Here is a 21,437-nt window from a genome sequence, read left to right as displayed (position 1 = left end):
ACCATGTTCAAGCTGATCATTGAAACAGCGGTGCGCCACCGCTGGCTGGTGGTGTTCATGGCCGCGCTGATCGCCGCCGTGGGCCTGTTCCAGCTGGGCAAGCTGCCGATCGACGCGGTGCCGGACATCACCAACCGCCAGGTGCAGATCAACACGGTGGCACCGGCGCTGACCCCGGAGCAGATCGAGCGGCAGGTGACCTATCCGCTGGAAACCGCGCTGGCCGGCATTCCTGGCCTCACTACCACGCGTTCGCTGTCGCGTAATGGCTTCTCGCAGGTCACCGCCATCTTCACCGATGCGACCGACATCTACTTCGCCCGCCAACAGGTGGCCGAGCGCATGCGCGAAGCCACCGAAGACCTGCCCGATGGCGCATCGCCGATGCTGTCGCCGGTCACCACCGGTCTCGGCGAAGTGCTGATGTGGACGGTGGACTTCACCGCGTTCGATCCGGCCAAGCTGGCCAAGCCCGGTGAAGCGGGCTGGCAGGCCGGCGAGGTCTACCGCACGCCGGAAGGCAACCTGCTGCGTACGCCCGAAGAACGTGCGACCTACCTGCGCACCGTGCAGGACTGGATCATCGCGCCGCAGATGCGCTCCAGCCCGGGGCTGGCCGGCGTCGATACGGTCGGCGGCTACGTCAAGGAATACGGCGTGCATCCGGACAGCGCGCGGCTGGCCGCGCATGGCCTCGGCCTGGCCGATCTGGTCACCGCATTGCAGCGCTCCAACGTGCAGGCCGGTGCCGGCTTCGTGCAGCGTGCCGGCGAAGGCCTGGTGGTACGTGCTGACGGCCTGGCGCTGACCACCGATGACCTGGCACAGGCTCCGGTGGCCACCCGCAATGGCGTGGTGGTGCGCGTGGCCGATGTGGCCGACGTCGACCTGAGCCGCGCGCCGCGCCTGGGTGCGGCCAGCCGCAACGGCCATGAAGCCGTGCTGGGCACCGCGCTGATGATTGCCGGTGGCAACAGCCGCACCGTGGCGCAGGCAGCTGCGGCGCGCCTGGAACAGGTGAACAAATCGCTGCCGGCCGACATCGTGGCCGCGCCGGTGCTGGACCGCAGCGTGCTGGTCAATTCCACCATCAAGACCGTGGCCAGGAACCTCACCGAGGGCGCGCTGCTGGTGGTGGTGGTGCTGTTCCTGCTGCTGGGCAACCTGCGTGCAGCGACGATCACCGCGCTGGTGATTCCGCTGTCGTTCCTGTTCGCAGTGATCGGCATGAACCGCTTCGGCATCAGCGGCAACCTGATGAGCCTGGGTGCGCTGGACTTCGGCATCCTGGTGGACGGTGCGGTGATCGTGGTCGAGTCGACGCTGCTGATGCTGGGCCAGCGCCGCGCCGAGCTGGGTCGTGCATTGACCGCGATGGAGCGGCTGCGCGTGGCCGCCGATTCGGCAATGAAGATGGCGCGTCCAGCGGCGTTCGGACAGCTGATCATCCTGCTGGTGTTCGCGCCGATCCTCACGCTGGAAGGTGTGGAGGGCAAGACGTTCCACCCGATGGCGGCGACCTTCATGCTGGCCCTGGTCGGTGCCTTCATCTTCTCCTTCACCTTCGTGCCGGCGATGGCCGCGCTGCTGGTGCGCGAGCCCAAGGTGAAGGATGGCGACGCGCATGCGGACGACGGCGAGCACGAAACCAGGCTGATCCGCGTGCTGCGTGCGCGCATCGAACCAGCGGTGCGCAAGGCCGTGGCACATCCGCGCACGGTACTGGCCGGTGCGGTGATGATGGTGGTGGTGGGCATCGGCGCGTTCTCGCTGCTGGGCCGCGAGTTCATGCCGACGCTGGACGAAGGCAACGTGGCGATGCAGGCCCTGCGCGTGCCGTCGACCTCGCTGGAGCAGTCACTGGCGATGCAGCTGGCACTGGAAAAGGCGATCGCCAAGCAGCCGGAAGTGGAGACCATGTTCTCACGTACCGGTACCGCCGAGGCGGCCATCGACCCGATGCCGACCAATATCTCCGACAGCGTGATCGTACTGAAGCCGCGCAAGGACTGGCCCGATCCGAAGCTGGACAAGGAGGCATTGGTGGCGCGCTTTGAAACGCTGGCCGGGCAGCAGCTGGGCAACAGCTTCGAGTTCAGCCAGCCGATCGAACTGCGCTTCAACGAGCTGATTTCCGGCGTGCGTACCGACCTGGCGGTGATGATCTTTGGCGATGACTTCAGCCAGCTGCAGAAGGTGGCCGACCAGGTGGCGTTGAAACTGCGTGCGGTGGATGGCGCGGCCGACGTGCGGGTGGAACAGATCTCCGGCCTGCCCACGCTCAACGTGGCCATCGATCATGTGGCGGCGGCGCAGTACGGACTGACCGCTGCAGACGTGAGTGACGCGTTGTCCACAGGCATCGGCGGTACCGCGGCCGGCAAGATCTTCGAAGGCGACCGCCGCTTCAACGTGGTGGTGCGCCTGGACGATGCGTCACGCAACGATCCGGACCAGCTGGCCTCGCTGCCGATCGCCACGCCATCGGGGTTGGTGATTCCGTTGTCGTCGGTGGCGCGCATTACGGTGAGCGAAGGGCCGAACCAGATCAGCCGCAACAACGGCAGTCGCCGCGTGGTGGTGCAGGCCAACGTGCGCGGTCGCGATCTGGGCGGCTTCGTCGGCGAGGCGCAGGCCGCGGTGGCCGACGTGGCGCTGCCGCCGGGTGCCTACCTGACCTGGGGCGGTCAGTTCGAGAACCTGCAGCGCGCGGAGAAGCGGCTGGCGACGGTGGTACCGGTGGTGTTCCTGCTGATCGGCAGCCTGCTGTTCATGGCCCTGCGCAGTGGCAAGGAAGCCATTCTGGTGTTCAGCTGCGTACCGTTGGCGCTGGTCGGCGGCATCCTCGCACTGCTGCTGCGTGGCATGCCGTTCTCGGTGTCGGCAGCGGTGGGTTTCATCGCGGTATCCGGCGTGGCCACGTTGAACGGCCTGGTGCTGATGCAGGCGATCCGCGAGCGCCTGGACGCCGGTGACCTGCCGCTGCAGGCGGCGATCAACGGTGCCTCCAGCCGCATCCGCGCAGTGCTGACCACCGCGCTGGTGGCGATCGTCGGTTTCATTCCGATGGCGATTGCCAGCGGTTCGGGTGCGGAGGTGCAGAAGCCGCTGGCGACGGTGGTGATCGGTGGCCTGATCACCGCCACCGTGCTGACCCTGCTGGTGCTGCCGACCTTCGCAGCGCGGGTGGCCAAGCCACGGGCGGTGGGGTGAAACATGACGGGGTCGGATCCTGCGATCCGACCCCGTTTTCCGATCCCTGGTAGTGCCGGCCGCTGGCCGGCAATGTCGAACAATTGCGGTGCATGCGGGTTGCCGGCCAGCGGCCGGCACTACCCTTGCACGGTCAGGCCTTCTTGCGTTCGGCGATGTAGGCCTGGATCTGCTGTTCCAGCACCGGCAGCGGCACCGAGCCCTGCTTGAGCAGGGTGTCGTGGAAACCCTTGATGTCGAACTTGTCGCCCAGCTCCTTCTCGGCCTGCGCACGCAGGCGCACGATGGCGATCTCGCCCAGCTTGTAGCTCAGCGCCTGGCCCGGCCAGGATATGTAGCGGTCCACTTCGGTGGTCACTTCATGCTCGCTCAGCGCAGTGTGGTCACGCAGGTAGGCCAGCGCCTGCTCGCGGGTCCAGTCCTTGCTGTGCACGCCGGTGTCGATCACCAGGCGCGCGGCGCGCCACATCTCGTAGGTCAGGCGGCCGAAATCCTCGTACGGGGTCTCGTAGATGCCCATCTCCACGCCCAGCTTCTCGCAGTACAGCGCCCAGCCTTCGCCATAGGCGGAGATGTAGGCGTTGCGGCGGAACTCGGGCAGGTTCTTCTGCTCGGCGGCGATGGCGCCCTGCAGCGCGTGGCCCGGATCCGACTCATGCAGCGTGAGTGCCGGCAGGTTGTACAGCGGGCGCGACGGCAGGTTGTAGGTGTTAAGCCAGTAGGTGCCCATGCCACCGCGGCCGGCAGTCCAGAACGGTGCGATGTCCGGCGGCACCGGCACGATGGTGAAGCGGGCGCGCGGCAGGGTCATGTACTTGCCCAGCTGGCCATCGGCGCGCTTGGAGATCCACGCGGCACGCGACAGCAGCTCTTCCGGTGTCTTGGCGTAGAACTGCGGATCGGTACGCAGGAAGGTCAGGAACTCGGCGAAGCTGCCCTTGAACTTCACCTGCTTGATGATGTCGTTCATTTCCTTCTGGATGCGTGCGACTTCATCCAGGCCGATGCGATGGATCTCGTCCGGCGACAGGTCCAGCGTGGTGTATTCGTGGATCTGCTGCTTGTAGTACGCCTTGCCGTCCGGCATCGCTTCGGCGGCCAGGGTGGTACGCGCCTGCGGCACGTATTCGTTGACGAAGAAGGTCCGCAGCTGCTGGAACGCCGGCACCACCTTGCCGTTGATCGCTTCACGCGCCTGCGCCTGCAGCCTGGCCTGCTCGGCCGCCGGGATGCTGTTGGGAAGCTTCTTGAACGGCGCGTACAGCGGCGACTCGGTCGGGTCCTTCAACTCGGCGACGGTGGCGATGGACACCTCGCGGCCATCGAGCACCGCGCGCGGCACGCTGAAGCCACGCTTCAGGCCGGCGCGCATGTTCTCTGTCTGCTGCCCGAAATAGCGCGGCACATCGTTCAGCCGTGCGATGTAGTTCTGGTAGTCCTGCACGGTCTTCATCTCGCGCCGGGCCATGAAGGACAGGTTGGACCAGAACGAGGAGTCGGCGTTGAACGGCATCTCGTAGCCGCGCAGGCGCACCTCTTCGGCGAGGTTGAACACCTGGTCGCGGTAGATCGCGTAGTTGACCTGGTTGTCGGGCAACAGGGTCTTCGGGTCGATCTTCTTCAGCGCGGCGAGAGTCTCGTCCCACACCTTCAAGCGCGCCTGCTGCGCGGCCGGGCCGACGTCGGGCATGCGGGTGGCATTGGCCGGGGCGTCCTCGTCCTCGCTGGCCTCGCCGCCGCCATCCTGGCGCCACTTCCATTCCTTCTCGTACACCGCACGGAAGGCGGCGTCGGCGGGCAATTCGGTGGCCACGCTGGCCGGCGCGGCGGTGGCGGGCGGTGCAGCCAGCGCCACAGCGGGGGCGGACAGGGCGATCAACAGGGCAACGGCAAGACGGGTTTTCACGAGCACAGGTTCCCGGGAAGGCAGACCCCGATCATGGCACCGCTCACCGTCGGTGGCATGGGACGAAGGTCCTGCCTGCGCAGCAGGCAGGACCGGGAACCGGCCGCAGGCCGGGACCGCAGCGCCGAAGGCGCGTGGTAGAGCCGACTGTCAGTCGGCTGCCCTTCCGCCATATGTAGCAAAGCCCGCGCTCCGCGCGAAAGTCGACTGACAGTCGACTCTACCCACAGCAGGCAGGACCGGGAACCGGCCGCAGGCCGGGGCCGCAGCGCCGAAGGCGCGTGGTAGAGCCGACTGTCAGTCGGCTGCTCTTCCGCCACATGTAGCAAAGCCCGCTCCGCGCGAAAGTCGACTGACAGTCGACTCTACCCATGGCAGGCACCCCGCAGGCCTCAGTGGCTGGCCTTGTCCCGCTTCCAGCCCCGGTGCTTGATGTCCAGCTGCAGGCTGTACAGCGCGGTGAATGCCGGGAACAGGTTCTGCAGCACGCCCACCGAGTCCTGCTTGGCCGAGAACAGGAAGTAGCTCAGCGTCATCAGACTGCCGACCACGCTCATGTACCAGAACAGGCGCGGGATCACCGGCTTGCCCGCACGCTTGGAGGCGACGAACTGGACCAACCAGCGGCCGCCGAACATCAGCGCGCCGGTATAGCCGATCAACTTCCAGCCGGTCACGTGCAGGCCGGTCCAGTACAGCCAGGTCAGCGGCTGGTCGAGCCAGTGCAGTTCCAGGCCCATCACCGCTCTTCCACCGCGGTGCGCTTGCTGCGGGTGATCAGCCAGGCCACGCCGCGCAGGTCACGGATGCCGACCAGCGCACGGCCCAGGTTGTTGTACTTGGAGACGCCGGCGGTACGGTGGCGGTGGTTGACCGGCACGCTGGTGGTCTTCCAGCCGGCGCGCTGCATCAGCGCCGGCAGGTAGCGGTGCATGTGGTCGAAATACGGCAGGTCGAGGAACGCGCTGCGTTCGAACAGCTTGATGCCGCAGCCGGTATCGGGCGTATCGTCGCGCAGCATGCGTGCACGGATGGCGTTGGCCCACTTGCTGGCCCAGCGCTTGCTGCCGCTGTCCTGGCGGTTGACGCGCCAGCCGGCGAACAGCTTCACCTGCGCCTCGGCAGCGTCGCGCGCGGCGAGCAGCTTGGGGATATCGGCCGGATCGTTCTGGCCATCGCCATCCAGAGTGGCGATCCACGGCGCCCGCGCATGCTTGACACCGGTGCGCACGGCGGTGCTCTGCCCGCTCTGGTTCACGTGGTGCAGCACCCGCAGTTCCGGTGTGGTCGCCTTCAGGCCCTGCAGCACCGCCAGGGTGTCATCGCGCGAGTGATCATCGATGTAGACGATCTCGAACGGCAGCCGGCCACGCAGCGCAGCGGTGATTTCGGCAACCAGCGGGGCGACGTTGTCGCGCTCGTTGAACACCGGGACGACAACGGAAAGCTCGGGTTGGCTCATAAGGCACTCGGCCAAGGGGGGACAAAGACCGCGCATTCTCCGAAACCGAGGTTATCCGAAGATGAACCTGGTGGCGTGAGGATCCGTCCTCAGGCGCGGTCGCCAAAGTACTCGCGGCACCACTGCACGACAGGCGGCAGCCCTTCTTCGATCGGGGTCACCGCGTCGAAGCCGAATGCGTCATGGGCGCGCCGGGTATCGGCCATCGTGCGCACCATGTCACCGGGCTGCATGGGCTTGTAGACCTTCTGCGCGGGGCGGCCGGCAGCCTGCTCGATCACGCTGATGAAGCGCTCCAGCTCGACCGGCGTATGGTTGCCGAGGTTGAACACCCGGTGCGGCACCGGACCGTCGGCCGGATGCGCGAGGGCGCCGAGGATACCCGACACGATGTCGGAAACATGTGTGAAGTCGCGCTGCATGCGGCCTTCGTTGAATACGTCGATCGGCCGCCCGGCCAGCACCGCGCGCGAGAACAGCAGCGGTGCCATGTCCGGCCGGCCCCAGGGACCGTACACGGTGAAGAAACGCAGGCCGGTGGCATGCAGTCCGTACAGCTGTGCGTAGGTGTAGGCCATCAGCTCGTTGGCGGCCTTGGTCGCTGCATACAGCGAACGCGGCTGGTCCACGCGCTGGTCCTCGGAGAACGGCGGCGTGGCCGAATCACCGTAGACCGAGCTGCTGGAGGCATACACCAGGTGCTGCACGCCGCGGTGACGGCACAGTTCGAGCATGTTGACGAAGCCGACCAGGTTGCTGTCGACGTAGGCGTGCGGGTTTTCCAGCGAATAGCGCACGCCGGCCTGAGCGGCCAGGTGGATCACCGCCGTCGGCTTCACTTCGTCGAACAGCGCGGCCAGGCCCTCGCGGTCGGTCAGGTCGAGGGTGCGCAGGTCCAGTGTCGGGCACAGCGCGGCCACGCGGTCGCGCTTGATCTGCGGGTCGTAGTAATCGTTGAAGTTGTCCAGGCCGACCACCGGCTGGCCCGCCTCCAGCAGCGCGCGGGCGGTGTAGGCACCGATGAAGCCGGCAGCGCCGGTGAGCAGGATGGTCATTGCAGTTGCCTGGAAATCAATGAGTACAGGTGCAGAGGATACGCTGCGGGCTCAGAACAGCCCGAAACGCTTCTTCGCCACATTGGCGCGGCCGGGTTCGATCACGTCCTTGATCTTCTTCGCATCGAAGCGGTCGAGCAGCACCTCGGCGCCCTTTTTCAGCTTCAGGTCCATCTCTTCCGGGTACAGCGGAACCAGGCTCATGAAGCTGATGGTCTTGCCGTCCTCCAGCGCCAGCGTGGCGAAGTCCTCCGGGGCGGTCACCGGCGACAGCACGATGGCGCCGTCGAAACCCACGCCCGGCGCGTAGGGCTCGCTGGGATGGCCGTTGGGAATGGTGTGGCCGAAGCCCAGCCAGGTGTCGTACTCGTGCGGCAGCCGCGCCATGCCCTTCAGCAGGCGCACCGGCCAGTAATTGCGTTCGTCCTCGAAGGCATCCTGGGACATCGGCCAGTCGGCCGGCAGGGTCACCATCAGCTCCATGTAGCGCGGCACGTCCGCATCCACCTCGGCGGGCACGGTCATCGGCAGGTCGCTCATGCCGGAGGTGACCAGGCGCAGGTACGGGCAGTGTTCATTGGCCGGCACCACATGCACGTCGATGTGCACCAGGTCGGAGATGATTTCATGGAAGACACCGGACACCGGGCCCAGATGGCGTTCGAGGTGGGCGCTGATCGCCTCGATGTGCTGTTCTTTGCCGGTGGCGAGCACGAAGTCCTTTTCGCGGCGATGTACCAGTATCTGGGTGCCGTCCGGGCTGACGTCCTCGTATTCGTTGCTCATGTCCTGTTCCCTGGATGAGGCCACGGACCGGAAGGCAGTGCATTCCCACGGCGCGCGCGGCGGTACGTTCCCTGTCATTCGCGGGACACGGCAGGAACGGGCCGGCCCCTGGCGCTGCGCCGGGCTCAGCCCTGGCGCGCGCGCAGCTTTTCCAGCACGCCGTCCAGGGTATCCAGGTCGGTGTAGTGGATGATCAGCTTGCCCTTTCCGCCACGGCCGTGGCTGATCGCCACCTTGGCCCCCAATGCTTCGGACAGCTCGGTCTCCAGCGAGGCGATGTCGGCCTGCTGCACCTTCGGCGTGGCCGCCGGGCGGTTGCTCGGCACCTTGCCGGCCGCGAAGGCCTGCGCACGGCGCTCGACCTCGCGCACCGACCAGCCTTCATCGGCTGCTTCCTGGGCCAGCTTGCCGGCCAGCTCGGGAGCCAGGGTCAGCAGCGCGCGGGCGTGGCCCATTTCCAGGCGGCGGGTTTCCAGCAGCAGGCGGATCGCCACCGGCAGCTCCAGCAGGCGCAGCAGGTTGGACACCGCCGCGCGCGAGCGGCCGACGGCCTCGGCGGCCTCGGCATGGGTCAGGGTGAACTCGCTGATCAGGCGCTGCAGCGCCTCGGCTTCTTCCAGCGGGTTGAGGTCTTCGCGCTGGATGTTCTCGATCAGCGCCATCGCGATGACGGTGCGGTCTTCCAGCTCGCGCACCACCACCGGCACTTCGTCCAGGCCGGCCAGCTGCGATGCGCGCCAGCGGCGTTCACCGGCGACGATTTCGTAGTTGCCCGCCGGCAGCTGGCGCACCAGGATCGGCTGGATCACGCCCTGCGACTTGATCGAGTCGGCCAGCTCGGAGAGCTTGCCCTCGTCCATCTCGCGGCGCGGCTGGTACTTGCCCGGCTGCAGCTGACCCACGGCCAGCTTGCGCAGTACTTCACCCGGCAGCGGCTCGATCACCGCGGTGGTGGCCTGCACCTGGCTGACCGCCCCCTTGGGACCCAGCAGCGCATCCAGGCCACGGCCGAGGCCTCGCTTCTTGGCTGCCGGCTTGCTGCTGGTCATCAGACGGTCTCCACGGCCTTGGCGGCCTTGTTGCGTTCGTTGTTGCGGCGGATGATCTCGCCGGCCAGGCCCAGGTAGGCCACGCCGCCGCGCGAGGCGCGGTCGTAGCCGACGATGCTCTGGCCATGGCTGGGCGCCTCGGCCAGGCGCACGTTGCGCGGCACGATGGTGCGGAACACGCGGTCGCCGAAGTGCTCGGTGAGCTCGGCCGAGACCGCGTTGGCCAGGTTGTTGCGCACGTCGAACATGGTGCGCAGCACGCCTTCGATCTCCAGCGCCGGGTTGAGGTTGGCGCGTAGCGCTTCGATGGTTTCCACCAGCGCGCTCAGGCCTTCCAGCGCGTAGTACTCGCACTGCATCGGCACGATCACCGAATCGGCGGCGGCCAGCGCATTGAGCGTCAGCAGCGACAGCGCCGGCGGGCAGTCGATCAGGATGTAGTCGTACTCATCGCGTATCGGTGCCAGCGCACGCTTCAGCCGTTGCTCGCGCTCGCTCTGCGCCATCAGCTGGATCTCGGCGGCGGTCAGGTCGATGTTGCCGGGCAGCAGGTCGTAGCCTTCGGCGGTCTGCACGCGCACGTCGGCGGCGCTGGACTCGCCCAGCAGCAGATCGTAGGTGGAGGAGACCAGCTCACGCTTGTCCACGCCACTGCCCATGGTCGCGTTGCCCTGCGAATCCAGGTCGACCAACAGCACGCGCTTGGGTGCGTTGGCCAGGGAAGCGGCCAGGTTGACGGCGGTCGTGGTCTTGCCGACGCCACCCTTCTGGTTGGCGATGGCGATGATGCGGGCCATGCGGGTGTGCCTCGTCGACGTGTGCTGGGACCGGTCATTATGCGTACAACCGGCCCCTTGCGGAAATCGTGGATCGCCAACCCGTTGTTCCACAAGGGGCTGGCGGCGGGAATCAGGGACCTGTAACAGTGACCAGGTGGCGTTCGCCGGCCAGGCCGGGCACGCTCAACGGGGTCACCTCACGCACCTGCCAGCCAGCCGGCAGGTCCGCGATCTCCTCATGCGGGTAGACGCCCTTCATGGCCAGCAGTACGCCGCCGGGGCGCAGCAGGTGGCCGCCAACGCGGACGATGCCGGCCAGGGTGTCCATCGCGCGCGCGGTCAGCTGGTCGTAGCGGCCGGCCTCGTCCAGCGCCTCGGCGCGCGATTCGGCCACGCGGGCATTGTCCAGACCCAGCTGGCGCACGGCCTCGCGCATGAAGCGCGCCTTCTTGCCGTTGCTCTCGACCAGGGTGACCTGCAGGCCCGGGCAGGCGATCGCCAGCGGGATGCCGGGCAGCCCGGGGCCGGTGCCGAGGTCGGCCAGGCTGCCATCGGCCACGAACGGCTGCATCGCCAGCGAGTCGAGCAGGTGACGGGTGACCATCTCCTGCGGGTCGCGGATGGCGGTGAGGTTGTAGGTGCCGTTCCAGCGGTGCAGCAGGGCCAGGTAGCGCAGCAGCGGCGGCGCCAGCGCGGCGTCCAGGCCCATGCTGGCCAGGCCCTGTTCCAGCGTGGCAGCCACGCTGGCGGGAAGTGGGTGTTCGCTCATGCCGGCATTATCGCCGGTTTTGCGCGCTGATTCCCCGCTTCAGTGCGGATACCAGGCCAACGCCGCACGGAACTGGCCGGTGGCCTGCCATTCGTGCAGGTGCCACCGCGCGGCCTCGCCCAGTTCCGGGTCGCACCAGCGCAGATGCAGGGAACCATCCGCCCCCGGCGCCAGCAGCAGCCGGTGCAGGCCGAACGAAATGCCCTGCCCGTGCGCCTTCAGGATGGCCTCCTTGATGCACCACACGCGGAAGAACCAGTGCTCGCGCCCGGCCTCATCCAGGCTCTGCAGCCAGGCCACCTCCTCGGGATGGAAGAAGCGCTGCACGATCTCCAGCAGGCGCGGCCGCGGCCGCAGCAGCTCCAGGTCCACGCCCAGCCGCACGCCTTCGCCCAGCGCCACCAGCAGCACCTCGCCGCTGTGGCTCCAGCCGGTGCCGTAATGGGCCAGCGCGCCGCTCAGTTCCGGCCGGCCCTTGTCGTCGCGGACCAGCGGCAGCGTCTCCGGGTCGGCGCCCAATGCCTGCGCCAGCACCTGCCGTGCCTGCGGTTCACCGCGGTGGCCCGGCACGTGCGGGCGGCGCCAGACCGTCACCGGACCGAAGCGCCACGGGCCGTCGAGGGTGGCTGGCAGGCTCATCCGCACGCGCCCGTCACGCAATTGCACGACGGGTTCACAGCCGTGCGCGTCAACTGGTCACAGTTCCCCACCGGAGGTTCGATCATGGGCATCATCATCTGGCTGATCGTCGGCGGCATCGTAGGCTGGCTGGCCAGCATCATCATGAAGCGCGATGCCCAGCAGGGCATCATCCTCAACATCGTGGTCGGCATCGTCGGCGCGCTGATTTCCGGCTGGCTGTTCGGCGGCGGCATCAACGAAGCGATCACCATCCGCACGTTCCTGTTCTCGCTGATCGGTGCGGTGATCCTGCTGGCGATCGTCAACCTGTTCACCCGCAAGAGCATACGCTGACGCGGCGGTCGTGCCGGCTACTGGCCGGCAGGCGCATCACAACGGGCCCGGCAATCGTCGGGCCTTGTTCTGTAGAGTCGAGCTTGCTCGACTGCATGGGAGATCAGTCGAGCAAGCTCGACTCTACTTCCACCCACGCCGGCGCATGGTCGCTCGGGCGTTCCCAGGTACGCGGCTCGCGGTCGATGCCCGAGGCCACCGCACTGCCCTTCAGGGCGTCGGAGACCAGGGTCAGGTCGATGCGCAGGCCCAGGTTGCGGCGGAAACCGGCCGCCCGGTAATCCCACCAGCTGAAGGTACCCGCCTCGTCGTTGTGCAGGCGGAAGCCATCGTGCAGGCCCAGCTGCAGCAGCTTGTTCAATGCGCCACGCTCGGCGGTGGAGGTCAGGATGTGGTTTTCGTTCCAGACCTCCGGGTCGTGCACATCGCGCGCGTCCGGGGCGATGTTGAAGTCGCCCATCACGATCAGCTTCGGATGCCGCTGCAGTTCTTCGGCGATCCACGCATGCACCGCTTCCAGCCAGCGCAGCTTGTAGTCGTACTTGTCAGTGCCGATGTCCTGGCCGTTGACCACGTACAGGTTGATCACACGCAGGTCGCCGAAGGTACCGGCGATGACACGCTTCTGTTCGTCCTCGAAGCCGGGAATGCCGATCTGCACGTCCTGCGCAGGCTCACGCGACAGCAGCGCCACGCCGTTGTAGGTCTTCTGGCCGGCGAACACGCTGCGGTAACCCGCGGCGATCAGCGCCGAATCGGGGAACTTGTGGTCCTCCAGCTTGGTTTCCTGGATACCGACGATGTCCGGGCCGAACTCCTTGAGCCACTGCTCCAGGTGCGACAGGCGGACATTGAGCGAATTGACGTTCCACGAGGCGATCTTCATGCGGGCATTCTACCCGGGTGGGCCTTGATGGGCGCCCTTATACCCCGGTAGACGCCAACCTTGGTTGGCGCCGGCAATCACCCTGTGCCAACCAAGGTTGGCACCTACCGGAACCCGATCACCGCACCAACAGCTTCAACAGCCCCGCAATCTTCGAATACGGCGGCCGCAGCCGGTCACTGGCCGCCCAGCGCGACTGCCACAGCACCGGCAGCCGCTTGCTCATCGCATCGAACCCGGCCCGGCCGTGGTACGCGCCCATGCCGCTGGCCCCCACCCCACCAAACGGCAGGCCATCGGCGGCGAAGTGCAGCAGCGTGTCATTCACCGTCACCCCGCCGGCCACCACCTGGCCGAGGATGCGCTCCACCGTCGCCGTGTCGTGGCTGAAGGGATACAGCGCCAGCGGCCGGTCGCGGGACAGCACGTCGGCCAGCGCCGCCTCCAGGTCCGGGTAGGCCCGCACCGGCAGGATCGGCCCGAAGATCTCCTCGCGCATCAGCTCCAGGTCGTCCGGCGGGTCCAGCACCACGGTCGGCACCAGCAGGCGCTCGCGGTCGGCGCGCGCCTCATCCACCTGCGCCAGCGGAATCACCGGCACGCCGCGTTCGCGCGCCTGCGTCAGATAGCCCTGCAGGCGCCGGTACTGGCCTTCGTTGATGATGCGGGTGTAGTCGTCGGCGCTGCTGAAATCGCCGTAGCGCTCGCGTACCTGCTGCTGCAGCGCCTGCACGAATTCGCGCTGGCGAATGGTATCGATCAGCACATAATCCGGCGCGATGCAGGTCTGGCCCGCGTTGAACCACTTGCCGGTGGCCAGCCGCGCGGCGGCTTTGTCCAGCGGGAAATCGCGGCAGACAATCGCCGGCGACTTGCCGCCCAGCTCCAGTGTGACCGGTACCAGATGCTCAGCCGCGGCGGCCATCACCTTGCGGCCGACCGCCGTCGAGCCGGTGAACAGCAGATGGTCCAGCGGCAGCGAAGAGACTGCCGCCGCCACGTCCGCCCCACCCTGCACCACCGCAACCCGATCGGGCGGGAATACGCTCGCCAGCAGATCGGCCAGGAACGCGCTGGTGCGCGGCGTGTGTTCCGAAGGCTTCAGCAGCACATGGTTGCCGGCAGCGATCGCGGTGGCCAAAGGCACCAGCGCCAGGGTGACCGGGTAGTTCCAGGGTGAGATCACCCCGACCACGCCCAGCGGCGTCGGCCGCAGCTGCGCGCGCGCCGGCCACAGCCGCCAGCCGGCGCCGACGCGCTGCGGCTTCGACCAGCGCCGCAGGTGACGGCGCTGGTGGTCGATCGCCGACAGCACGCTCATGCCATCGGCCAGTTTCGATTCGACGTGGGCACGGTGGCCGAAGTCTTCGGCGATGGCCTGGGCCATCTCGTCCAGGCGCGGTTTCAACGCTTCGCGCAGGCGGCGCAGGTCGGCCTCGCGCTGGTCGAGCGAGGGGCGCTGCGACTGCCAGGCGCTACGCAGGGTGTGCAGGATGGCGGCTGGGGCGGTGGTGGTCATGGGCCGACTATACGGGGTGCTGCGCAACGCAATGGTAGTGCGCGCCGAAATGACACGGCGCAGAAAACAGAAAGGCCGCGGTCTGCACCACGGCCCCTGAAACCCGGTGGGTGCCGACCGTTGGTCGGCACACCGTTTACTTGGTGATATCCACGTCCTTGGTCTCGCGCAGGAACAGACCACCGATCACCACCGACATCAGCGCGATGATGATGGGGTACCACAGGCCGTAGTACAGGTTGCCGGTACCGGCCACCAGCGCGAAGGAGATCGCCGGCAGGAAGCCACCGAACCAGCCGTTGCCGATGTGGTACGGCAGCGACATCGAGGTGTAGCGGATGCGGGTCGGGAACAGTTCCACCAGGTAGGCGGCGATCGGGCCGTAGACCATGGTCACGTACAGCACCAGCAGCCACAGCATGAAGATGGTGCCGGCGATGTTGATGCGGGCGCCATCAGCCTTGGCCGGATACCCGGCAGTGGTCAGGGCGGTCTTCAGTTCCGCACCGAACGCATCGGCCTTGGCCTTGCCTTCTTCCTTGGTCAGGCCGGCGGCCTCATACGAGGTGACGCTGGCGCTGCCCACGTTCACCATCGCCAGCGAACCGGCGGCGGCGGGCTGCACGTCGTACGGCACACCGGCCTTGGTCAGCGCGGCGGTGGCCACGTCGCAGGAGCTGGTGAACTTGCGCAGGCCCACCGGATCGAACTGGAACGAGCAGGTGTTCGGATCGGCCACGACCAGGGCCGGCGAGCTGCTGCGGGCTTCTTCGATGGCCGGGTTGGCGAAGTGGGTCAGGCCCTTGAAGATCGGGATGTAGGTAACAGCTGCCAGCAGGCAGCCGGCCAGGATGATCTTCTTGCGGCCGATACGGTCGGACAGCCAGCCGAAGAAGATGAAGAACGGCACGCCCAGCGCCAGCGCCGCCGCGATCAGCAGGTAGGAGGTGGTGGCATCGACCTTCAGCATGCTGCTGAGGAAGAACAACGCGTAGAACTGGCCGCCGTACCAGACCACGGCCTGGCCGGCTGCAGCGCCGAGCAGGACCAGCAGCATCAGCTTCAGGTTGCCGCCCTTCAGGCTGTCACGGAACGGCGTCTTGGAGCCCTTGCCCTCGGACTTCATCTGCTGGAACAGCGGCGATTCGCTCAGCTGCAGGCGGATCCACACCGACACGCCCAGCAGCAGGATCGAGACCAGGAACGGGATGCGCCAGCCCCAGGCTTCGAAGGCTTCATTGCCCAGGAAGTAGCGGCAGGCCAGGATGATCAGCAGCGACATGAACAGGCCGAGCGTGGCGGTGCACTGGATGAAGCTGGTGTACAGGCCACGCTTGTCGTCCGGCGCATGCTCGGCCACGTAGGTGGCAGCACCGCCGTACTCGCCGCCCATCGCCAGGCCCTGGGCCAGGCGCAGGATGATCAGGATCACCGGCGCGGCGAAACCGATTGAAGCGTAGTTGGGCAGCACGCCGACCAGGAAGGTCGAGATGCCCATGATCAGGATGGTGACCAGGAAGGTGTACTTGCGGCCGATGCGGTCGCCGAGGCTGCCGAAGAAGGCCGCGCCGAACGGACGCACGAAGAAGCCGGCGGCGAACGCCAGCAGGGCGAAGATCATGCCCGTGGTTTCATTGACACCGCTGAAGAACTGCTTGGCGATGATGGCGGCTAGCGAGCCGTACAGGAAGAAGTCATACCACTCGAAGACCGTACCGAGGCTCGAGGCGAAGATGACCTTCTTGTGGCCCTGGGTCAGGGTGCCCGCTTTGTGTGCGGTGCTGGGTGTACTGGACATGGGACGCTTCCCCTCCGAAGCAATCGTTGTTGGTGGGTGCCGACCATTGGTCGGCACACAATCTCTGTAGGTGCCGACCTTGGTCGGCACTCCTTTAGAAGCTGTACTTGGTGGTGAACTGCAATCGGGTGATGTCACCCTTGTTGCCGTTCTCCACTTCGCGACGGCCGTACATCAGCTCGGCACCGATATCGACCTTGGGCAGCGGCGAGTAGAAGATGTTGCCGCGGATGCTCTGCACGCTCTTGGTCACCAGCGGGCCGAGGATGCTGTCGTTGTCGTAGTCGCTGCGCGCGTAGATCAGGTTGGTGCGCAGCTTCGGCGAGAACGCATGCCGCCAGCCCACGTAGCCGGCAAGCACGCCGGTCGGGTTGAGCTCGTCGCGGGCCACGTCGTAGGCGCTGTCGGCAGTGATGCCCAGGCCGATGTAGCGGGCGATGCCTTCGCCGCCGGTCAGCTGGTAGTGCAGCGAATCGCTGTCACCCATCACCCACTTGCCGCCCAGTGTCAGGCCGCCAGCCACCTTGTCGGCCTTGGCGCCGGTGGCCTGGTTGTCGACCTTTAGCTGACGGACGATGCCGCCGACACCGAAGGTGCCCCAGTTGCCCTTCCAGCCATAGCGCAGGGTCAGGTCGGGCAGGCTGCCACGGTCGGAGTTGGCGCTGGCGTTGGTCCAGGCCCCGGTGACCGGATTGCGGGTACCGGTGAGGGTGGTGGTTTCCGGGTTTTCCAGTGCGACGCTGAAGCCGCCCTGGGTGTAGCGCACCTGGGCCTGGCGCACGAAGATCACGCCGTCGGTGGGGCCGACGAAGTCGACCGCTTCCGGCAGCGACGCCGCATCCATGAAGTTGGACCAGGTCTGGCCGGCCATCCAGTTGTTCCAGTACATGTAGGCATGACGCAGGGTCACACCGTAGGTATTGGTGGCGGTCTGGTTGCCCAGCGAGTTGCCGAAGAAGTCCATCTCGAAGAACGCACCGGCCTTGTTGCCCGATTCGCTCACGTTGTCGATGCCCAGGTTGAAGCGCGAGAACTTGGCGTGGGCGTTGAAATCGGTGCCCGAACGCTTGCCGCTGCCGCCGGCGCCTTCCACCGGGGTCTGGCCCGGCAGGTACAGCGAGCGGCCGGTGGCGTCGTCGGCCAGCTGGCCATCGCTGGTCTGGGTGGCCAGGAAGTCGGCCTTGATGAAGCCACCGATCTTGACCGTGGTGCCCGGCGCCGCGCCCGGGGTGATGGTGGTGACCTGGATCGGCTGCTTGCCTGCCGGCACAGAGGCGACCGGCTTCTGCTCGGCCTGCACTGTGCGGACTTCGGTCACCGCCTGCTGGGTCTGGCTGATCTGGGTCTGTTGTTGTTGCTGCGAGGACAGCAGCAGCTGGACCTGGCGTTCCAGTTCGGCAACGCGTGCTTCCAGCGCTTTCTCTTTGGCGGTCTCTGCGAACGCCATGCCCGGTGCGACCAGGGCGACCAACAGGCAGGCCGCCAAAGGTGTGCGCACGGCTTTCAACGTACGGTGGCTCATGTTGCCCTCTCTCCCAAGTGGCAAGGTGATGCCGCGCGTGGGGCACGGTCGAGCCGAGACTGCGGGGCGTTCACGCACAGCGGCTATTGGCCATTGGTCGAACCCGGCCCTGCAGGACGCTCACTTTCGACCATGGTCTAACCAAGGTGGTGACGCGGCCGGGGGTGGATGGGGCAAACTGAGGGGGATCGGTCGTTGCGATGCTGCGACCGCACATACAAAGTCAACGTGCAAGTGAGGGTGCCATGGCTGATATCTACCCCGTCGATCCGCAGTTCGCCGCCAAGGCACGCATCGACAAGACGTCGTACGAACAGCAATACCAGGCGTCGGTGACCGACCCGGATGGTTTCTGGGGCAAGGCCGCCGAGCGCCTGCAATGGATGCGCAAGCCGACCAAGATCAAGAACGTCAGCTACGACCTGTCCGACTTCCACATCAAGTGGTTCGAAGATGGCGAGCTCAATGCCAGCGTGAACTGCCTGGATCGCCAGCTGGAAACGCGCGGCGACAAGACCGCCCTACTGTTCGAGCCGGACGGCCCGGATGCACCGGCCCAGCACGTGACCTATCGCGAGTTGTACGAGCGCACCTGCCGCCTCGGCAACGCGCTGCGCAACCTCGGGGTCAAGAAGGGCGACCGCGTCACCATCTACCTGCCGATGATCGTCGACGCCGCGGTGGCCATGCTGGCCTGCGCGCGCATCGGTGCGATCCACTCGGTGGTGTTCGGTGGCTTCGCACCGAACTCGATCGCCGACCGCGTCAGCGACTGCCAGAGCAAGCTGATCATCACCGCCGACGAGGGCCTGCGTGGTGGTCGAAAGATTCCGCTGAAGGCCAACGTCGATGCCGCGCTGAAGCTGCCGGGCACGAACACGGTTGAAACCGTGCTGGTGGTGCGCCACACCGGCGGCGCGGTGGACATGCAGGCCCCGCGCGACCGCTGGTTCCACGATGTGGTGGACAGCCAGCCGTCCACCTGCGAACCGGAACGCATGAACGCGGAAGACCCGCTGTTCATCCTCTACACCTCCGGTTCCACCGGCAAGCCGAAGGGCGTGCTGCACACCACCGGCGGTTACCTGCTGTACGCGGCCTACACCCATGAAGCGGTGTTCGACCTGCGCGAGGACGACATCTACTGGTGCACCGCCGACGTCGGCTGGGTCACCGGCCACAGCTACATCGTGTACGGGCCGCTGGCCAACGGCGCGACCTCGCTGATGTTCGAAGGCGTACCGAACTACCCGGACACCTCGCGTTTCTGGAACGTCATCGACAAGCACAAGGTGACGGTCTTCTACACCGCCCCGACCGCCATCCGTGCATTGATGCGCGAAGGCGAGGAGCCGGTGAAGAAGACCTCGCGCGCGTCGCTGCGCCTGCTCGGCAGCGTCGGCGAGCCGATCAATCCGGAAGCCTGGCGCTGGTACTACGAGGTGGTCGGCGACAGCCGCTGCCCGATCGTCGATACCTGGTGGCAGACCGAGACCGGCGGCATCCTGATCTCGCCGCTGGCCGGCGCGATGGACCTCAAGCCGGGGTCGGCCACCCTGCCCTTCTTCGGCGTGCAGCCGGCGCTGGTCAATGCCGATGGCGAGATCCAGGACGGCCCGACCGAGGGCAACCTGATCATCCGTGATTCCTGGCCGGGCCAGATGCGCACGGTGTACGGCGATCACCAGCGCTTCATCGATACCTATTTCCGCACCTACCCGGGCAGCTACTTCACCGGCGACGGTTGCCGCCGCGACGAAGACGGCTACTACTGGATCACCGGCCGCGTCGACGATGTGATCAACGTGTCCGGCCACCGCATCGGCACCGCCGAAGTGGAAAGCGCGCTGGTCTCGCACCCGAAGGTGGCCGAAGCGGCCGTGGTCGGCTTCCCGCACGACGTGAAGGGCCAGGGCATCTACGCCTACGTCACCCTGGTGGCCGAAGAGGCACCGAGCGACGAGTTGCAGAAGGAACTGGTTGCCTGGGTGCGCAAGGAGATCGGCCCGATCGCCACGCCGGACCACCTGCAGTGGGCGCCGGGCCTGCCGAAGACCCGCTCGGGCAAGATCATGCGCCGCATCCTGCGCAAGATCGCCGAGAACGCGCCGGACCAGCTTGGCGACACCTCGACCCTGGCCGATCCGTCGGTGGTGGCGTCGCTGGTGGACGAGCGCAAGGTGCGCTGATGGCGTGACTGCAGGCGCAGGACGCGCCAGGGACGTGGCCGGGAGGAGGGACCCGGCCGTGTCCGACCCGTCCTGCACCTGCCATCACGTCGCTCTTTTTCCTGATCGATAAGCTCGACCCATGACCACCCTCCTGATTGCCGATGACCACCCGCTGTTCCGCGAAGCCCTGCGTGGGGCCGTGCAGCGGGTCATCCCCGGCGTGCAGCTGTTCGAGGCCGACAGCGTGGAAGCGCTGTACGCGCTGGCCGACCAGCACAACGACGCCGACCTGGTCCTGATGGATCTCAACATGCCCGGTGCGCAGGGTTTCAACGCACTGGTGCACATGCGCTCGCTGCATCCGCACCTGCCGGTGGTGGTGGTGTCCGCGCGCGAAGAGGCGACGGTGATGCGCCGCGCGCTCGACCACGGCGCGCTGGGCTTCATCCCGAAGTCTGCGGATTCGGACACCATCGGTCATGCACTGGGCACCATCCTCGATGGCGAGACCTGGGCGCCACCGGAAGCGCACAACGTGCCGCCCACCGGCAGCGAAGAGCGCGAAGTCGGCCAGCGCCTGCGCGAGCTGACCCCGCAGCAGTTCCGCGTACTGCAGATGCTGGGCGCAGGTCGCTTGAACAAGCAGATCGCCTACGACCTCAACGTCTCCGAAGCAACGATCAAGGCCCACGTCACCGCCATCCTGCGCAAGCTGGGCGTGACCAACCGCACCCAGGCCGTGCTGATGGCCGGCAAGCTGGCGATCGACGACGACGCCATCGTGCTGCCGCCGGAAGAAGATTGAGACCTCCGCTGTAGAGCCGAGCCCATGCTCGGCTGCTGTTCGCCTGAAGCCCGCGCTACGCGCGTGAGCCGAGCGCAGGCTCGGCTCTACAGGACTCCACAGCACCTGCCTTTGTAGAGCCGAGCCTGCCCATGCTCGGTTGCTCTTCGCCGGGTTCCAGATCACGCTTCAAGCGGCCATCGACTCCACACATAGGGGTATTCCCCGATGCGCGCGGCCAGCCCAGCACGCACGGGATTGGCCGCGATGTACATCGCCTGCGTGCGCAGGCACTCATCGCTGCGCAGCGCATGATCGTAGTATCCCGGCTGCCAGATCGGCGCGTTGGCATCAGCGCGCCTGCCGATGGAACGCCCGCTCCGTGATTTGAGGATCTGCATGCAGCCGGCAAGCGTGCCGGTACGGAGTTCGAACAGCCAATGTAGATGATCCGGCATCACCACCCAGGCGAGGGAGGAGGTCCGCCCCGTTCGCTCTACGGTGCGCAGCGCTTCGATCAGCAGATCGACGTTGGCCTTGTCGTCGAACCAAGGACGGCGTGCGCGTGTCACAGCCGTGATCGCGTAGACATTGCCGGTCTGCGACCAGCGACCAAGGCGGAGTGCGGGACTGGCCATGCGAAGAGGCTATGGCACGCATGACAGCCCTTCCATCAGTTCAACACCGCAATGCTTGTCAGCCAATACCCTGAGGTAGAGCCGAGCCCATGCTCGGCTGCCGCTCGAAGCAGCCGAGCATGGGC

At 66.8% G+C, this 21,437-nt stretch carries 18 protein-coding genes; 4 read left to right on the top strand and 14 right to left on the bottom strand.

Annotated features, from left to right (window positions below):
• Window positions 1–3 precede the first annotated feature (3 nt).
• Window positions 4–3,213, top strand: coding sequence for an efflux RND transporter permease subunit (locus HLA98_RS04475; RefSeq protein ID WP_057500909.1), 3,210 nt, complete (start codon window positions 4–6; stop codon window positions 3,211–3,213).
• A gap of 133 nt (window positions 3,214–3,346) precedes the next feature.
• Here HLA98_RS04475 and HLA98_RS04470 read toward each other — a convergent pair whose 3' ends face one another.
• The 9 genes from HLA98_RS04470 to HLA98_RS04430 all read right to left on the bottom strand — a co-directional run bounded on the left by HLA98_RS04470 (window position 3,347) and on the right by HLA98_RS04430 (window position 11,658).
• Window positions 3,347–5,119, bottom strand: a complete 1,773-nt coding sequence (locus HLA98_RS04470) for a DUF885 domain-containing protein (protein WP_057500921.1) — start codon at window positions 5,117–5,119, stop codon at window positions 3,347–3,349.
• Window positions 5,120–5,511: 392 nt separating this feature from the next.
• Entirely contained in the window at window positions 5,512–5,859 is a 348-nt protein-coding gene (locus HLA98_RS04465; RefSeq protein ID WP_057500910.1) for a lipid-A-disaccharide synthase N-terminal domain-containing protein, read from the bottom strand.
• Window positions 5,859–6,581: a glycosyltransferase family 2 protein gene (locus HLA98_RS04460; RefSeq protein ID WP_005420380.1), complete on the bottom strand. Its 723-nt coding sequence runs from the start codon at window positions 6,579–6,581 to the stop codon at window positions 5,859–5,861. The genes HLA98_RS04465 and HLA98_RS04460 overlap by 1 nt, the downstream gene beginning before the upstream one ends.
• An 89-nt stretch (window positions 6,582–6,670) precedes the next feature.
• Window positions 6,671–7,636, bottom strand: a complete 966-nt coding sequence (locus HLA98_RS04455; protein ID WP_057500911.1) for an NAD-dependent epimerase/dehydratase family protein — start codon at window positions 7,634–7,636, stop codon at window positions 6,671–6,673.
• 51 nt (window positions 7,637–7,687) lie between these two features.
• Window positions 7,688–8,422 (bottom strand): suppressor of fused domain protein, encoded by a 735-nt coding sequence (locus HLA98_RS04450; protein ID WP_057500912.1) that lies wholly within the window; start codon window positions 8,420–8,422, stop codon window positions 7,688–7,690.
• Window positions 8,423–8,547: 125 nt separating this feature from the next.
• Complete coding sequence (locus tag HLA98_RS04445; RefSeq protein WP_057500913.1) at window positions 8,548–9,471, bottom strand: ParB/RepB/Spo0J family partition protein; 924 nt, start codon at window positions 9,469–9,471, stop codon at window positions 8,548–8,550.
• Window positions 9,471–10,268, bottom strand: a complete 798-nt coding sequence (locus HLA98_RS04440) for a ParA family protein (protein ID WP_032128472.1) — start codon at window positions 10,266–10,268, stop codon at window positions 9,471–9,473. Before HLA98_RS04440 ends, HLA98_RS04445 begins: the two co-directional genes overlap by 1 nt.
• 112 nt (window positions 10,269–10,380) lie before the next feature.
• On the bottom strand, window positions 10,381–11,019 hold the full coding sequence (gene rsmG, locus HLA98_RS04435) for a 16S rRNA (guanine(527)-N(7))-methyltransferase RsmG (RefSeq protein ID WP_049436024.1): 639 nt from the start codon (window positions 11,017–11,019) through the stop codon (window positions 10,381–10,383).
• Between the two features lie 39 nt (window positions 11,020–11,058).
• Complete coding sequence (locus tag HLA98_RS04430; protein ID WP_057500914.1) at window positions 11,059–11,658, bottom strand: 4'-phosphopantetheinyl transferase family protein; 600 nt, start codon at window positions 11,656–11,658, stop codon at window positions 11,059–11,061.
• 84 nt (window positions 11,659–11,742) lie between these two features.
• Here HLA98_RS04430 and HLA98_RS04425 point away from each other — a divergent pair, with 84 nt between their 5' ends.
• Window positions 11,743–11,994 (top strand): GlsB/YeaQ/YmgE family stress response membrane protein, encoded by a 252-nt coding sequence (locus HLA98_RS04425; RefSeq protein ID WP_005411656.1) that lies wholly within the window; start codon window positions 11,743–11,745, stop codon window positions 11,992–11,994.
• Window positions 11,995–12,097: 103 nt separating this feature from the next.
• On the opposite strand, the gene xth is transcribed toward HLA98_RS04425, so the two are convergent.
• The 4 genes from xth to HLA98_RS04405 form a co-directional block, all read right to left on the bottom strand.
• Window positions 12,098–12,880 (bottom strand): exodeoxyribonuclease III, encoded by a 783-nt coding sequence (gene xth / locus HLA98_RS04420; RefSeq protein ID WP_057500915.1) that lies wholly within the window; start codon window positions 12,878–12,880, stop codon window positions 12,098–12,100.
• Between the two features lie 118 nt (window positions 12,881–12,998).
• A complete protein-coding gene (locus HLA98_RS04415) occupies window positions 12,999–14,399 on the bottom strand; it encodes a coniferyl aldehyde dehydrogenase (RefSeq protein ID WP_057500916.1) in 1,401 nt (466 codons plus the stop codon).
• A gap of 136 nt (window positions 14,400–14,535) precedes the next feature.
• Window positions 14,536–16,197: an MFS transporter gene (locus tag HLA98_RS04410; RefSeq protein WP_049443821.1), complete on the bottom strand. Its 1,662-nt coding sequence runs from the start codon at window positions 16,195–16,197 to the stop codon at window positions 14,536–14,538.
• A gap of 94 nt (window positions 16,198–16,291) precedes the next feature.
• Window positions 16,292–17,719: a DcaP family trimeric outer membrane transporter gene (locus HLA98_RS04405; protein WP_049443822.1), complete on the bottom strand. Its 1,428-nt coding sequence runs from the start codon at window positions 17,717–17,719 to the stop codon at window positions 16,292–16,294.
• A gap of 245 nt (window positions 17,720–17,964) precedes the next feature.
• Between HLA98_RS04405 and acs the strand changes: the two genes are divergently transcribed.
• Window positions 17,965–19,908 (top strand): acetate--CoA ligase, encoded by a 1,944-nt coding sequence (gene acs, locus HLA98_RS04400; protein ID WP_057500917.1) that lies wholly within the window; start codon window positions 17,965–17,967, stop codon window positions 19,906–19,908.
• Window positions 19,909–20,029: 121 nt separating this feature from the next.
• Window positions 20,030–20,695, top strand: coding sequence for a response regulator transcription factor (locus HLA98_RS04395; protein ID WP_006477308.1), 666 nt, complete (start codon window positions 20,030–20,032; stop codon window positions 20,693–20,695).
• A gap of 161 nt (window positions 20,696–20,856) precedes the next feature.
• On the opposite strand, the gene HLA98_RS04390 is transcribed toward HLA98_RS04395, so the two are convergent.
• Complete coding sequence (locus tag HLA98_RS04390) at window positions 20,857–21,312, bottom strand: REP-associated tyrosine transposase (RefSeq protein ID WP_057500918.1); 456 nt, start codon at window positions 21,310–21,312, stop codon at window positions 20,857–20,859.
• Between the last annotated feature and the right edge of the window lie 125 nt (window positions 21,313–21,437).

Source organism: Stenotrophomonas africana, from assembly GCF_013004645.1.
GTDB classification, from domain to species: Bacteria; Pseudomonadota; Gammaproteobacteria; order Xanthomonadales; family Xanthomonadaceae; genus Stenotrophomonas; species Stenotrophomonas africana.
The sequence above is the reverse complement of the archived record's forward strand: the minus strand, read 5'-3'. Positions and strand labels throughout refer to the sequence as shown.